The 14,049-nt window shown below is 70.7% G+C and carries 13 protein-coding genes; 10 read left to right on the top strand and 3 right to left on the bottom strand.

The features are described from left to right. Nucleotides 1–212: 212 nt before the first annotated feature. Both ACFVAE_RS15005 and ACFVAE_RS15000 read left to right on the top strand, forming a co-directional pair. On the top strand, nucleotides 213–1,841 hold the full coding sequence (locus ACFVAE_RS15005; RefSeq protein WP_378893829.1) for an ABC-F family ATP-binding cassette domain-containing protein: 1,629 nt from the start codon (nucleotides 213–215) through the stop codon (nucleotides 1,839–1,841). Nucleotides 1,842–1,872: 31 nt separating this feature from the next. Then, nucleotides 1,873–2,055 carry a PspC domain-containing protein gene (locus ACFVAE_RS15000; protein ID WP_378856587.1) on the top strand — a complete coding sequence of 61 codons (183 nt, stop codon included), beginning with the start codon at nucleotides 1,873–1,875 and terminating at the stop codon, nucleotides 2,053–2,055. A 3-nt stretch (nucleotides 2,056–2,058) separates the two neighbouring features. Here the strand turns inward: ACFVAE_RS15000 and ACFVAE_RS14995 are convergent, their stop codons facing one another. Further along, on the bottom strand, nucleotides 2,059–2,463 hold the full coding sequence (locus ACFVAE_RS14995; protein ID WP_378893827.1) for a DUF6157 family protein: 405 nt from the start codon (nucleotides 2,461–2,463) through the stop codon (nucleotides 2,059–2,061). 39 nt (nucleotides 2,464–2,502) lie between these two features. Then, nucleotides 2,503–3,117 (bottom strand): hypothetical protein, encoded by a 615-nt coding sequence (locus ACFVAE_RS14990; RefSeq protein ID WP_378893824.1) that lies wholly within the window; start codon nucleotides 3,115–3,117, stop codon nucleotides 2,503–2,505. A 76-nt stretch (nucleotides 3,118–3,193) separates the two neighbouring features. Here ACFVAE_RS14990 and ACFVAE_RS14985 point away from each other — a divergent pair, with 76 nt between their 5' ends. Further along, nucleotides 3,194–7,900, top strand: coding sequence for an ATP-dependent helicase (locus ACFVAE_RS14985; protein WP_378893821.1), 4,707 nt, complete (start codon nucleotides 3,194–3,196; stop codon nucleotides 7,898–7,900). 6 nt (nucleotides 7,901–7,906) lie between these two features. Continuing rightward, on the top strand, nucleotides 7,907–8,455 hold the full coding sequence (locus ACFVAE_RS14980) for an AAA family ATPase (RefSeq protein WP_378893818.1): 549 nt from the start codon (nucleotides 7,907–7,909) through the stop codon (nucleotides 8,453–8,455). Between the two features lie 6 nt (nucleotides 8,456–8,461). Here the strand turns inward: ACFVAE_RS14980 and ACFVAE_RS14975 are convergent, their stop codons facing one another. After that, complete coding sequence (locus tag ACFVAE_RS14975; RefSeq protein ID WP_378893815.1) at nucleotides 8,462–8,920, bottom strand: HIT family protein; 459 nt, start codon at nucleotides 8,918–8,920, stop codon at nucleotides 8,462–8,464. A gap of 211 nt (nucleotides 8,921–9,131) precedes the next feature. On the opposite strand from ACFVAE_RS14975, the gene tyrS reads away from it, so the two are divergent. The 6 genes from tyrS (at nucleotide 9,132) to ACFVAE_RS14945 (ending at nucleotide 13,962) form a co-directional block, all read left to right on the top strand. Next, nucleotides 9,132–10,337 (top strand): tyrosine--tRNA ligase, encoded by a 1,206-nt coding sequence (tyrS, locus tag ACFVAE_RS14970; RefSeq protein ID WP_378893812.1) that lies wholly within the window; start codon nucleotides 9,132–9,134, stop codon nucleotides 10,335–10,337. 98 nt (nucleotides 10,338–10,435) lie between these two features. Further along, nucleotides 10,436–11,179, top strand: coding sequence for an EI24 domain-containing protein (locus tag ACFVAE_RS14965; protein ID WP_378893809.1), 744 nt, complete (start codon nucleotides 10,436–10,438; stop codon nucleotides 11,177–11,179). Beyond that, the gene (locus tag ACFVAE_RS14960; RefSeq protein WP_378893805.1) at nucleotides 11,172–11,945 is read left to right on the top strand and encodes a DNA-formamidopyrimidine glycosylase family protein; all 774 of its coding nucleotides are present in this window, start codon (nucleotides 11,172–11,174) and stop codon (nucleotides 11,943–11,945) included. The genes ACFVAE_RS14965 and ACFVAE_RS14960 overlap by 8 nt, the downstream gene beginning before the upstream one ends. Before the next feature lie 67 nt (nucleotides 11,946–12,012). Then, nucleotides 12,013–12,420 carry a DapH/DapD/GlmU-related protein gene (locus ACFVAE_RS14955; protein ID WP_378893803.1) on the top strand — a complete coding sequence of 136 codons (408 nt, stop codon included), beginning with the start codon at nucleotides 12,013–12,015 and terminating at the stop codon, nucleotides 12,418–12,420. A gap of 60 nt (nucleotides 12,421–12,480) precedes the next feature. Beyond that, nucleotides 12,481–13,155 (top strand): helix-turn-helix transcriptional regulator, encoded by a 675-nt coding sequence (locus tag ACFVAE_RS14950; RefSeq protein WP_378893800.1) that lies wholly within the window; start codon nucleotides 12,481–12,483, stop codon nucleotides 13,153–13,155. A gap of 78 nt (nucleotides 13,156–13,233) precedes the next feature. Next, nucleotides 13,234–13,962, top strand: a complete 729-nt coding sequence (locus ACFVAE_RS14945; RefSeq protein ID WP_378893797.1) for a LysR substrate-binding domain-containing protein — start codon at nucleotides 13,234–13,236, stop codon at nucleotides 13,960–13,962. Nucleotides 13,963–14,049: the final 87 nt, after the last annotated feature.

Here is a 14,049-nt window from a genome sequence, read left to right as displayed (position 1 = left end):
CACGCCCGGGTTGCGCGATCGATCCGAGACCGGTAACCTCGACGAGTCCTGTCCGCCGTGTCTGGAAGTCCTTTGATCTGAATCGTCGCCTCTCCGCGTAAATCACCAACGCGCTGATCTGACGATCCTTCCTGCCCGCAGGCATCCGTTCCCTCGAGTCCTCTCGGGAACAACCGTTGTTCAGCGCACCCGCACACTCTCGGGAGCCGCTCATGTCAACCCCCACAATCACCTCCTCGGTCGTGCTCGACCGACTCACCTTCGCCTGGCCAGACGGTTCCGTCGCCCTCGACTCGGTCTCCGGCGCCTTCGGCACCGGGCGCACCGGTCTCGTCGGCCGGAACGGTTCCGGCAAGTCCACTCTGCTGCGCCTGATCGCAGGCCGATTGACCCCCACATCGGGGTCCCTCTCGATCACGGGCGACGTCGCGTACCTGCCGCAACAGCTCACGCTCGACACGGATGCCAGGGTCGCGGCGCTCCTCGGAGTGCAGGATGCCCTCGACGCCGTGCGCGCGATCACCGCCGGTGACGTCGACCCCGCGCACTTCGACGCGGTCGGCGACGACTGGGACGTCGAGGCCCGCGCGCAGGTCGCGCTCGCCGACGCCGGACTCGACCCGTCGTTCCTCGACCGCACGGTCGGGGAACTGTCCGGAGGCGAGGCCGTGCTGGTCGCGGTGGCCGGCATCCGGCTGCGGCGTGCGCCGATCACGCTGCTCGACGAGCCGACCAACAATCTCGACCGTGACGCGCGTGCGCGGCTCGGCGAGATGGTGCGCGGCTGGCGCGGCACCCTGATCGTGGTCAGCCACGACATCACCCTGCTGGAGCTGATGGACGATACCGCCGAGCTGTACGGCAGCACGCTGAGCGTGTTCGGCGGTCCGTACTCGGAATGGCGCGCCTGGCTGGACGCCGAACAGGACGCGGCACGGCAGGCCGAGAAGGATGCCAAGCAGGCGTTCAAGAAGGAGAAGCGGCAGCGCATCGAGGCCGAGGCGAAGCTGGCCACCCGGGCGCGGATGGCCAACAAGGCCGAAGTCGAGAAGCGGGTGCCGAAGATCGTCGCGCACGGCAGGAAGATGGCCGCTGAGGTCTCCGCCGGACGGCTGCGCACCGAGGTCGCCGGAAAGGAGCAGGACGCCCGCGAGGCCATGGACGCAGCCGGACACCGCGTGCGTGACGACGCGTCGATGAAGATCGACCTGCCGGATCCGGATGTGTCGAATGCGCGGCGCATCGCCACGCTCGGTGACTCATCGCACTCCTGGGTGATCCAGGGTCCGGAGCGTGTCGCGCTGATCGGACGCAACGGCGTGGGCAAGACCACGCTGCTGCGGAAGCTCGTGCCGGCGCAGGAGCAGGATGCCGCAGCATCCGACTTCGTGCTGAACCCGGATCTCACGGCGCACGCGCACACCGACCGGATCGGCTACCTGTCACAGCGGGTGGACGGTCTGGACGATGCCGCATCCGTGGTGGAGAACGTGGCGAAGGCCGCACCGCACGTGCCGGAGAAGGAGCTGCGGAACCGGCTGGCCCGGTTCCTGATCCGCGGGGCGGCGACGGACCGGCCGGTGGGTGCGCTGTCCGGCGGCGAGCGCTTCCGCGTCGCACTGGCGACGCTGCTGCTGGCCGATCCGGCACCGCACCTGGTGATCCTCGACGAGCCGACGAACAACCTCGACCTCGACACGGTCGGCCAGCTCGTCGACGCCCTTCGGGCCTACCGCGGGGCGGTGCTCGTCGTGAGCCACGACGACGTGTTCCTCGGACGGCTCGGGCTGGACCTCACTCTGGAGCTCGACTCCGAGGGGCAGCTGACCGAGGTCGGGTGACATCCGGGCGCCTGGCGGGGAGGATGGGAGCATGACTGCTCTCGCCCGTCCCCGCCAGGATCGCTGGATCGCTGGAGTGTGTGCGGCCGTCGCGCATCGCTTCGGCCTCACGCCGACCACCGTGCGCGTGCTGACCGTGCTGCTCGTCCTGCTCGCAGGCCTGTCGATCTGGGCCTACATCCTGCTCTGGATCGTGATCCCGAACGAGGAGTGAGCCTCAGGCGCGCTTCGAGCGCATCGCTCTCGTGTGCCCGATCGTCGGATCGGCGGCGAGGCGCGCGTACTCCTCCGACTCGCGCGGCACGAGCGTCACGCGGCCCTCGGCGTCGCTGAGGATGCCCCAGCCGTAGCGCTTGCCGAGCGGCGATGACCGCAGGCAGGCCTGCCCCTTCGAGAAGAAGGCCTCCCTCGCGTCCTCCGTGTCTTCGGTGCCCTGGCGCAGCGCCTGGGTCTGGAAGATCACGTCGTCGGATGTGCGTCCGTACGGCTCTTCGGCTATCAGCCGGTAATGCAGAGCGGCGATCGTCGGCTTGTCGGCGGGCGGCTCCTGCGCGGCATCCGCCGGGCAGTCCTCGGCGACCTCGATGAACGTCGAGACGTAGTTCGTGGTGTGGTCGGCCATGAACCCAGCTTGCACCCGGCCACCGACACCGGCGCCCGATCAGTCCAACCGTGCGGCCCAGGGATGCCCGGGGAGCGTGTGCTCGAGTGCCGCGCGCAGCCAGTCGCGACGCCGTGCGTCGAGAAAGGGCAGCGTCGTCGCGAAGTCGGCCTCGTCCTTCGGACGCAGACCCTTCGCCTTGTAGAGCAGCTGGATCTCCGGCTGCAGATACCGGATGCCGTCACGCGCCCAGAGGGCCTCGCTCATCGACATCCGCACCGACTCGTCGCGCTTGTAGCGCCACTCGTCCGACGTGCCGGGGCCGAGCAGGATGTCGTACTCCCACGGGTCGGCCGCGCTGCGGCGCGCCCAGGCCTGGCCGCAGCCCTCCATGAGGTCCGCCGGATCGTCGGAGCTCACCGGCTTGAGCGCGCCTGAGGAGGCGCCCCACAGATCGAGCCGGCCGGCGACATGTGCGCGCAGCAGCGGCAGGTCGGCGCGGAGGACGCCTGGGTCGATGTCGTCGTGCTCACGAACGACGCCGGTGAAGGCCTGCAGCGCCCAGCCGCCGGCGATCCACCACACACCGCGGTATCCGTCGAAGAGGGCGCGGACGTCTTCGGGAGTGCGCGATTCCCACGCTCCGTACAGACGGGTGAACTCGGCGTCGTCCATGCATCCGACGCTACCGGGCCCGGGTGCGATGCACTGAGCCTGTCGAAGTGTCCGGGGCCTGCTTCATGATGGAGGGATGAGCGACGCTTCGAGAGGCTCAGCGCACCGCGTGCTCGATCGGTTCACCCCCGCCACGCAGGACTGGTTCCGGGGTGCCTTCGATGCGCCCACGCCTGCGCAGGCGGGCGCGTGGGACGCGATCTCGGCGGGCAGGCACGCCCTCGTCGTCGCCCCGACGGGATCGGGCAAGACGCTGTCGGCGTTCCTCTGGGCGATCGACAGTGTCTTCCGCGAGCGGACCGCGACGGCGGATGCCGCGGACGAGGGACTGCCGCGCACGCGCATCCTCTATATCTCACCCCTGAAGGCGCTCGGTGTCGACGTCGAGCGCAACCTGCGTTCGCCGCTGGTCGGGATCGGGCAGTCCGCCCGGCGGCTGGGCGTGTCGGTGCCCGAGATCACGGTGGGCGTGCGGTCCGGCGACACCACCTCGAGCGACCGCCGCAGGCTGGTCAGCGATCCGCCCGACATCCTCATCACCACGCCCGAGTCGCTCTACCTCATGCTGACCAGTCGCGCCGGCGAGACTCTGCGCGGCGTGCACACCGTGATCATCGACGAGGTGCACGCGGTCGCCGCGACCAAGCGCGGCGCGCATCTGGCGGTGAGCCTGGAGCGTCTCGATGCCCTGCGCGCGGCTCGGGGAGCGGATGCTCCTGCGCAGCGGATCGGGTTGTCCGCGACCGTTCGTCCGATCGACGAGGTCGCGCGCTTCCTCGGCGGCTCGGCGCCGGTCGAGATCGTCGCGCCGCGCGCCACGAAGACCTTCGAGCTCGGCGTCGTCGTCCCGATCGACGACATGCGCAACCCTCCCCCGCCGCCGGGCGCAGCTGCAGCCACCGACGAGCCGGCCGAGTACACCGAGGTGACCGGCTCGGTGTGGCCGCACGTCGAGGAGGCGATCGTCGACCGGGTGCTCGAGAACAACTCCACGATCGTGTTCGCCAACTCGCGACGCCTCGCCGAGCGGCTCACCGGGCGGCTGAACGAGATCTACTCCGAGCGCATCGGCGTGCCTCTGCCCGACGCTTCCGGACCGCCGGCGGCGATGATGGCCCAGGCCGGGTCGACCGCGGGCGCCGATCCTGTCCTCGCCAAGGCGCACCACGGCTCGGTGTCGAAGGAGCAGCGGGCCCTGGTCGAGGATGAGCTGAAGTCGGGCGTGCTGCGCTGCGTTGTGGCCACGAGCAGCCTCGAGCTCGGCATCGACATGGGCGCGGTAGACCTGGTGATCCAGGTCGAGGCGCCGCCGTCCGCGGCATCCGGACTGCAGCGGGTGGGGCGTGCAGGACACCAGGTCGGTGAGATCAGCCGTGCCGACCTGTTCCCCAAGCACCGCGGTGACGTGCTGCACACCGCGATCGTCACGGAGCGGATGCTGGCCGGCAGGATCGAGGCGATCGCCGTGCCGCGCAACCCCCTCGACATCCTCGCCCAGCAGACCGTGGCCGCCTGCGCGCTGGATCCGCTCGATGTCGAGGACTGGTTCGAGACGGTGCGGCGCAGCGCGCCGTTCGCCTCTCTCCCCCGCTCCGCGTACGAGGCGACGCTCGATCTGCTGGCGGGCAAGTACCCCTCCGATGAGTTCGCCGAGCTGCGTCCGCGACTGGTGTGGGATCGCGATGCCGGAACGCTGACCGGCCGGCCCGGTGCGCAGCGCATCGCGGTGACCAGTGGCGGCACGATTCCCGACCGCGGTCTCTTCGGCGTGTTCGTCGCCGGCGAGACCACCGGCGCCAGGGTGGGCGAGCTCGATGAGGAGATGGTCTACGAGTCCCGCGTCGGCGATGTGTTCACGCTCGGCACCACCAGCTGGCGGATCGCCGAGATCACCCACGACCGGGTGAACGTCATCCCCGCGTTCGGGCAGCCGGGCAAGGTGCCGTTCTGGCATGGCGACGGCCTCGGACGACCGTTCGAGCTCGGTGAGGCCCTCGGGGCGTTCTCGCGCGAGGTGTCCACCGCCGAGCCGGGCAAGGCGCAGCAGCGCCTCATCGACGCGGGCCTCGACGAGCGCGCGCGGGACAACCTGCTCGGGTATCTGCACGAGCAGCGCGAGGCCACAGGCACGCTGCCGACCGACCGCACCCTCACCGTGGAGCGCGGTCACGACGAGGTCGGCGACTGGCGCATCATCCTGCACTCGCCGTACGGCATGAAGGTCCATGCGCCCTGGGCTCTGGCGATCAGCGCACGGGTGCGCGAGCGCCTGGGCGTCGACGGCTCGGCCGTCGCGAGCGACGACGGCATCATCGTGCGCGTGCCGGATGCCGATGCTGAGCCTCCGGGGGCCGAGCTGTTCGTCTTCGACCCCGACGAGCTCGAGCAGATCGTCACCGCCGAGGTCGGCGGATCGGCGCTGTTCGCGTCGCGGTTCCGGGAGTGCGCGGCACGGGCGCTGCTGATGCCGCGGATGAACCCGAACAAGCGCACCCCGCTGTGGCAGCAGCGGCAGCGATCGGCGCAGCTGCTCGAGGTCGCGCGGCGGCATCCGACCTTCCCCGTCATCCTCGAGACCCTGCGCGAGGTGCTGCAGGACGTCTACGACCTGCCCTCGCTCCGGCGTCTGGCGACCGACATCGCGGAGCGCCGCGTGCGGCTGGTCGAGACCGAGCCCGCACAGCCGTCCCCGTACGCCCGCGACCTGTTGTTCGGGTACGTCGGCGCGTTCATGTACGAGGGCGACTCGCCGCTCGCCGAGCGCCGCGCGGCGGCCCTGTCCGTCGACCCCGCGCTCCTCGGAGAGCTGCTCGGCACGGTCGAGATGCGGGAGCTGCTCGATCCCGACGTGATCGCCCAGTTCGAGCTCGAGGTGCAGCGGCTCGATCCGTCGCGTCGCGCACGGGGATCGGAGGGCGTCGCCGACCTGCTGCGCATGCTCGGCCCGATGGATGCCGCGGAGGTCGCCGTCCGGCTGCAGTCCGGTTCCCCGCCCGTTGAGCGAGGGAGCGCCAGCGACCGAGACGAAACGTCGGATGCCGCAGCATCCGACGCCGAGGCCTCCGCGCATCTGGCCGACCTGGTCTCCGCGCACCGCGCGATCGAGGTGACGATCGCCGGCATGCGCAGGTTCGCCGCGATCGAGGATGCCGGGCGCCTGCGCGACGGCCTGGGCACCGCGCTGCCGGTCGGGATCCCCGTGGCGTTCCTCGAACCCGTCGCCGACCCGCTCGGTGACCTGGTATCGCGGCATGCGCGCACGCACGGCCCGTTCACGACAGATGCCGTCGCGGCCCGCTTCGGGCTCGGCAGCGCCGTCGCCCGGCACACCCTGCAGAGGCTCGAGTCGGCCGGACGGCTGAACAGCGGATACTTCCTTCCCGCGAACCCTTCGTCGGGCTCAGGGACCGGGAGTTCGGCATCCGACGAGAAGGAGTGGTGCGACGCCGAGGTGCTGCGCCGACTGCGGATGCGGTCTCTCGCAGCGATCCGCGGTTCGGTCGAGCCCGTCCCTGCCGAGGCGTACGCGCGGTTCCTGCCCGACTGGCAGCACCTGAGCCGTCCGCTCGAGGGCGTCGACGGCGTGCTCTCGGTGGTGGAGCAGTTCGCCGGAGTGCCGATCCCGGCGAGTGCCTGGGAGTCGCTGGTGCTGCCGAGCCGGGTGCGCGACTACACGCCCGCGCTGCTCGACGAGCTCACCGCCGCCGGCGAGGTGGTCTGGGCCGGGCACGGCTCGCTGCCGGGCCGCGACGGCTGGGTGTCGCTGCATCCGGTGGATCTCGCGCCGTTCACACTGCCCTTCCCGGAGGAGCCTCCTGCACCAGGATCGCTCGAGGAGAAGCTGCTCGACGCGCTGCGGCTCAGCGGCGCGCAGTTCGCCGGCGCCCTGCGCGCGATGACCGATGCCGACGCCCTTCGTCAGGCTCAGGAACCGCAGTCCGTGCTCGACGCGCTCTGGGCACTCACCTGGCAGGGACACATCACCAACGACACCTTCGCGCCGGTGCGCGCGCTGATCGCCGGAGGGTCGCAGGCGCACAAGACCACGCGGCGCGCACCGCGCACCCGCACCTATCGCGGCGTCTCGCTCGCTCGCCCGGCGAGCGCTCGCCCCACGACGATCGGTGGCCGCTGGTCCGCGCTCCCCGAGACGGACCCGGATGCCGCGCGCCGCGCGACCGTCACCGCCGGCCTGCTGCTCGATCGATACGGCGTCGTCACTCGCGGCGCGGTGCAGGCCGAAGGCGTACCCGGCGGCTTCGCGCAGGCCTACCGGGTGCTCGCCGGATTCGAGGAAGCCGGGCATGCCCGCCGCGGCTACGTCATCGAGCGTCTCGGTGCCGCTCAGTTCGCGGCATCCACCACCGTCGACCGGCTGCGCACCTTCGCCGGCCTCGCCGATCCGCCGCCCCGTGTCGCGGTCACGCTCGCCGCAACCGACCCGGCCAACCCGTACGGCGCGGCGCTGCCGTGGCCGCGCGTCGACGAGGTGTCGCACCGCCCGGGCCGCAAGGCCGGCGGCCTGGTCGTGATCGTCGACGGTGCGCTCGTGCTCTACCTGGAGCGCGGCGGTCGCACCGTGCTCGCCTTCACCGACGACGAAGAGACCCTGCGCGCCGCGGTGTCCGACCTCGCGGCGACCTCGCGGCTGCGCCGGCTCGAGACCTTGACGATCGAGAAGATCAACGGCGAGGGTGTGTACGGCACCGCCATCGCGCGCATCCTGCAGGAGGCCGGCTTCGTGGTCACCCCGCGCGGATATGCACTGCGAAAGGCGGTCTGATCAGAGATGACTGGCGGCGGAACCTGCATCTTCGTGAACGGCCTCCCCGGCTCGGGCAAGTCGACCTTCGCGCGAAGGTTCGTGGAGTCCCGCCGCGGCTGGCTCAACCTCGACGTCGACCTGCTGCGCGGCCTGCTGGGCACCGCATCGATCGACTTCGTGCAGGCCGGCGCCGAGGTGCAGCCGCTCGCTCTGGCCATGCTGCGCGAGCAGATCGGGCGCGGCGGGAACGTGTTCTTCCCTCAGCTGTTCTTCACTCCGGAGGAGGCTGCTCCGTTCGAGGAAGCCGTCGTCGCGAGCGGCGGACGCGTCGTGCGCACGCTTCTGCACGAGGGCGCCGAGGAGTGCTGGCGGCGGGTCGAGGATCGGGCCCAGAGCTCCGCACCCGGCTCCATCGATCGCCATATCCTGGCTCTGCTCGCAGAAGCGGGCGGGGCTCTCGAACTCGAGCGGATGCAGCAGCAGCTGTCGGTCTGGTCCGACGGCCCCGATGCGCCCCGGATCATCTATTCATCGACCTCGCACGAGGAGCTCGCGCTGCTCGCCGCCGGCTGACCGGAGCTACCGATTCCACACCGCTCTGAGAGCTTCCGCCCGTGCGCGCAGCTCCTCATCGGGCAGCAGCACCGGCCCGTCCGAGATGTCCACGTTCCGCAACGGGTCGTCGTCCTCATGCTGCGGCAGCAGATGACAGTGCAGGTGCGGCATCCGGTGCCCCATCACCAGATAGTCGACCTTGCGCGGGTCGAGCACTTCGCCGATCACGCGCCCGGCACGCTGCACGTCGGTCCAGAACGCGGCGAGCGCGCCGGCGTCGAGATCAGCCAGATCAGTGACGTGCTCGCGCAGGATCACCAGACAGTAGCCGGGATGGGCCTGGTTGCGCGCCAGTCGCAGATGCGTGGTCGACGTCGACGCGATCAGCACACTGTGCGGGTTCTCGTCGAGATCCGCGTCCGCGCACATGCCGCACGTCGCCGGATCGGCCAGCGCCGCCTGCTCCGCTTCGGACCACCACACCCGGCCATCGTACGGCTGAGCATCCAGCGTGATACGGTGCTCGACATGACGGCGCGTCTGTATTCGTATCGCCCGGCTCTGGCCAGAGCCGGCGGTCTGTAGCGCCCCACACACTGGCCAGAGCTCAAGGCAAGGACACCTGTCCTTGCCTTTCGCGTATCCGCGAGAGGCTCTGGCCCTGCCATCCTCTCGACCCGACGAGAGGACCACCATGACGACGGCAGAAGACATCCTGAAGCCGATGCGGCGCACGATCGACACGATCGTCGATGAGGAGGCGCTGCGGGCCAGACTCGACAGCGGGGAGCAGCTGCGGATCAAGTACGGCGTCGACCTCACCGCTCCCGACCTGCACCTGGGCCACGCGGTGAACCTGTGGCTGATGCGCCACCTGCAGGAGCACGGGCACCGGGTGGTGTTCCTGCTCGGAGACCTCACCACCCGCGTGGGCGACCCGACAGGCAAGAGCGAGACGCGTCCGGTGCTCTCCGACGCGCAGATCGAGGACAACGCGCGTGCGTTCCTCGCGCAGGTCTCGCTGGTGCTGGACACCTCGCCGGAGGCGTTCGAGGTGCGGCGCAACTCGGAGTGGTTCGACCGCATGCCCGTGTCCGAGCTGCTCAGCCTGTTCAGCATGACGACGCACGCACAGCTCATGGCCCGCGACATGTTCCGCGATCGGCTCGCGCAGGGTCGCGAGATCGCCCTGCACGAGCTGACCTACCCGGTGCTGCAGGGGTACGACAGCTTCGCGATGGAGAGCGACCTGACGATCGTCGGCTCCGACCAGCTGTTCAACGAGATGATGGGCCGCCAGTACCAGCAGCGTCTCGGCGCCCGCCCGCAGTCGCTCATCACGACCGTGATCACGCCCGGCCTCGACGGCGGTCCGAAGCAGTCGAAATCGCTCGGCAACTACATCGCGCTGACCGACACGGCGTCCGACAAGTTCGGCAAGGCGATGAGCCTTCCCGACGACCTCACTGGCGTGTGGGCGAGCGCGTACACGACCCTCGACGATGATCGCGTGGTGGATCTCGCAGCCGACGCCGCACATGGAGGCCGTGAAGCCCGCGACGCGAAGCTCGCAATGGCGGAGGCGCTCGTCGCCCGCTACCACGGTGCCGTCGAGGCCGCGCGTGAGCGGGAGGCGTTCCTCGCCGTCTTCTCGCAGGGCGCGACGCCGGAGGCCACGGATGCGGTGCAGCTGACCACTCCGGTCGTCACCGCCCTCGGGCTGCTGGAACGAGCCCGCCCGGACCTGAGCGGCTCGGCACGGCGTCGCCTCCTCGCGCAGGGAGCGGTGCGGCTCGACGGCCGCACTGTCAGCGCGCCGGATGCCGTGCTGACGGTGTGCGACGGCAGCATCCTGCGCACCGGCAGGCGAAGGTGGACCCGTCTCGACGTGCGTCGATGATCGTCTCCGGTCGCACGGTTCGCGGGCCCGCCCCTGGGTACGCGCCATTCGTGCGACCGGAACACCCGGCGCGGGGCGGTGCCGAATACCCTTGTGACATGATCCGCGAGTTCGCCGCCGGGTTCGGCACGCTGCTGCGCGGCTTCGGCATGTGGCGCACCCATCCGAAGCTGCTCGCGCTCGGCCTGATCCCCGCGGCCCTGGCGTTCATCGTTCTCGCCGCACTGCTCATCCCGTTCGGCCTCTCGCTCGGCGGCATCACCTCGTGGATGACGCCGTTCGCCGACGGCTGGGACGCCGGCTGGCAGATCGCCCTGCGCACCGCCCTCGGCATCGTGCTGTTCGTCGCCGCGGCGGTTCTCGCCGGCCTCGTGTTCACCGCCCTCGCGCTCACGATCGGCGACCCGTTCTACCAGCGCATCTGGCGCGGCGTCGAGCAGTCGCTCGGCGGTGACGAGCCGACCGGTGAGACCGGATTCTGGACCACGGTCGGCGAGGGCCTGCGCCTTGTCGTGCTCGGCATCCTGGTCGCGCTCCTGACGCTCGTGATCGGCTTCATCCCCGTCGTGGGCGGCGTGATCGCCTCGGTGACCGGAGTCGTGCTGTCGGGCCGCCTGCTGGCCCGCGAACTCACCGGCCGCGCCTTCGACGCGCGCGGTCTCGACGCCGCGACGAGATCACGACTGCTCGGCTCCGGCCGCGCCCGGGTGCTCGGCTTCGGCGTCGCCACCCAGCTCTGCTTCATGATCCCGCTCGGCGCGATCATCACGATGCCCGCCGCGGTCGCGGGGTCTACCATGCTCGCGCGAGCGCTCACCGAGCGGCAGACGACGGATGCCTGAGGGCGACTCCGTCTATCAGGCGGCGCACCGCCTCGACACCGCACTGCACGGTCAGCAGGTCACCCGATTCGATCTGCGCGTTCCGCAGGCCGCGACCGTCGATCTGACCGGTGAGACGGTGCATGAGGTCGTTCCGCGCGGCAAGCACATCCTGATGCGCATCGGTGAGTTCACGGTTCATTCCCATCTGCGCATGGACGGCACCTGGTTCGTCTACCGACCGGGTGAGAAATGGCGTCATCCGGCGTTCAAGGTGCGCGCGATCGTGGGCACCTCCGCCGCCGAGGCGATCGGCGTCGACATCCACGACATCGACGTCGTGCCCACCCGCGACGAGCAGAAGCTCGTCGGTCACCTCGGCCCCGATCCGCTCTCCGAGACCTGGGATGCGGCCGAGGCCGCGCGACGAGTGCAGGCCGACGAGCGCAGCATCCATGTCGCCCTGCTCGATCAGCGCAACGTCGCCGGCTTCGGCAACGAGTACGCGGCGGAACTGCTGTTCCTGCGCGGAATCCTGCCCGACACCCCGGCATCCGACGTCGACGCTGCGGCGCTGCTCGACCTCGGCGCGCGGACGATCCGCATGAATCGCGACCGCCCGGTTCGCACCTTCACCGGAGTCGCGCGACGCGGGCAGGACACCTGGGTGTACGGCCGCGCCGGACGGCCCTGCCGACGCTGCGGAGTCACCATCCTCACCGGCGCGCAGGGCGCGGATCCGACCCGCGAGCGCGTCACGTTCTGGTGTCCGCGCTGTCAGAGGTGAATGCGGGAATATATCCGCCGACCACATGGTTGTTGCTATATCCGGCAGTGTCCGGACGGGAGGAATCGTGGGCAAGAACTACATCGATATCGAGGACGACCAGGGCGCGACGCTGCGATACCGCAAGCACGCGAACGGCCGGGGCCTCGTCGCGCACGGCGCGAAGGTGCACCCGAAGGCTCTGATCGAGTCCGGCGCCTATATCGAACCGCGAGCGCGGGTGGGCGCCGGCGCGCACATCTCGCGCGGCGCTTGGATCGAGCCCGATGCCGTGATCGGCGAGAACGCCTACATCGACGCGCACGCGCACGTCGGCGAGGGCGCAGTGATCGGTGACGGCGCGCACATCGGCGTCCGCACCGACATCGGTGCGGGGGCACGCATCGCCCGCGGGGCCCGGATCGGCGACGACGAGACCGTCGCCGCCGGCATGATGGTCGCGACCGACTACAAGGGACTCTGGCTCGCGGCCTGACCTCGGATGAGCCTCCGTTGCTCTGGAGCTTCTAAATACAACGGAAGCTACACTTAGAGCATGGACGTCAGCGCAGAGGCAGGACGGATCGGCGCACTCGCCGATCCCACGCGGCAGGCGCTGTACGAATACGTGGCCGTGCAGCCCGACGCCGTCGGGCGCGAAGCGGCGGCATCCGCTCTCGACCTGCCGCCGCACGTGGCACGGTTCCAGCTCGACCGCCTCGTCGACGCGGGACTGCTCGAGGTGGAGTTCCGCCGGCTCAGCGGGCGCACGGGCCCCGGCGCCGGGCGGCCATCGAAGCTGTACCGGCGGGCACCCGGCACCGTGGCGGTCTCGCTGCCGGAGCGCCGGTACGACCTCGTGGGACACCTCCTCGCCGGCGCGATCGAGCGCACCGCCGACGGCACGGCGCTGCCGACTGCGCTCGACGCCGTGGCGCAGGAGGCGGGGCGGATGCTGGGCGAATCGGCGCCCCTCGCGGACGGCGACGAACTCGACCGCACCGCCGCGGCCCTGGCCACGCAGGGGTACGAGCCGCGCCGCACGGATGACGGACTGATCCTCGCCAACTGCCCCTTCGACTCGCTCGCGCGCGAGCACACCGGCCTCGTCTGCGGCATGAACCACGCCTACGTCGAGGGAGTCGTCGACGGGCTCGGCTGCGACCACGTCTGCGCGCGCCTCGACCCCGCCGAAGGCCGCTGCTGCGTGACTGTGACGCGGGAGGCGTGACCCACCGGCATCGGCCCTCCCCGTTAGCCGAGCGAGGGAGCGGCCGCGCCCTGCCCGCCCAGACGGTAGCGTGAGTGCGTGGCGAAGAAGAGCGGACGACCCGCCCCGGGCAAGCGGCCGAGCGGCGGCCGCGGCAGACCTGCCGCCAAAAAGTCCATGCCCGCGAAGCATCCGCAGCCCAAGAAGAAGGTCGCACCCGCCGAGGTCGTCGACGAGACTCCGCGCACGTTCCGTCTCGGCGCGATCCCCGGTGCGACACCGGGCAAGTGGATCGACGCCTGGAAGGACCGGATGCCGCACGTCACCCTCGAACTGGTGCCGATCGAGGTCGCCGACGAGCGCACCGCCCTGGCCGACCTCGACGCCGCCCTGGTGCGTCTGCCGATCGAGCAGTCCGGGGACCTGCACGTGATCCGGCTCTACGACGAACTGCCCGTCGTCGTGGCATCCGCCGAATCGCACCTCATGGCGGCCGAGACCCTCTCCGCCGCCGACCTCGACGGCGAGGTGCTGGTCACCCCGCTCGACGACGTGCTCGGCCCGCTCGACCTGCCGACCGTCGCGCCGCGGTTCGCCCCGGTCCCCACGACCGCGGACGCCATCGCGACCGTCGCGACGGGCATCGGCGTGGTCGTGGTGCCGATGTCGCTCGCGCGCCTGCACCACCGCAAGGATGCCGATCACCGACTGCTCGAGGGCGGCCCGACGTCGACCGTAGCCCTGGCATGGCCGCGCGATCGCACCACCCCCGACGTCGAGGCCTTCGTCGGCATCGTGCGCGGCCGCACCGCGAACTCATCGCGCTGAGAACACTCGGCCTGCTGAGAGCGTTTCGTCTCGCTCCGCTCGCGGGGCGACCGGGGAGCCGGGGCAGCGCGTCAGTGATCTGGTCCG

Origin of the sequence: Microbacterium sp. NPDC057659 (genome assembly GCF_042799915.1) — a bacterium.
Taxonomy (GTDB): domain Bacteria; phylum Actinomycetota; class Actinomycetes; order Actinomycetales; family Microbacteriaceae; genus Microbacterium.
Note: the sequence above shows the minus strand (reverse complement) of the source record. Positions and strands in the feature narration are given on the sequence as shown.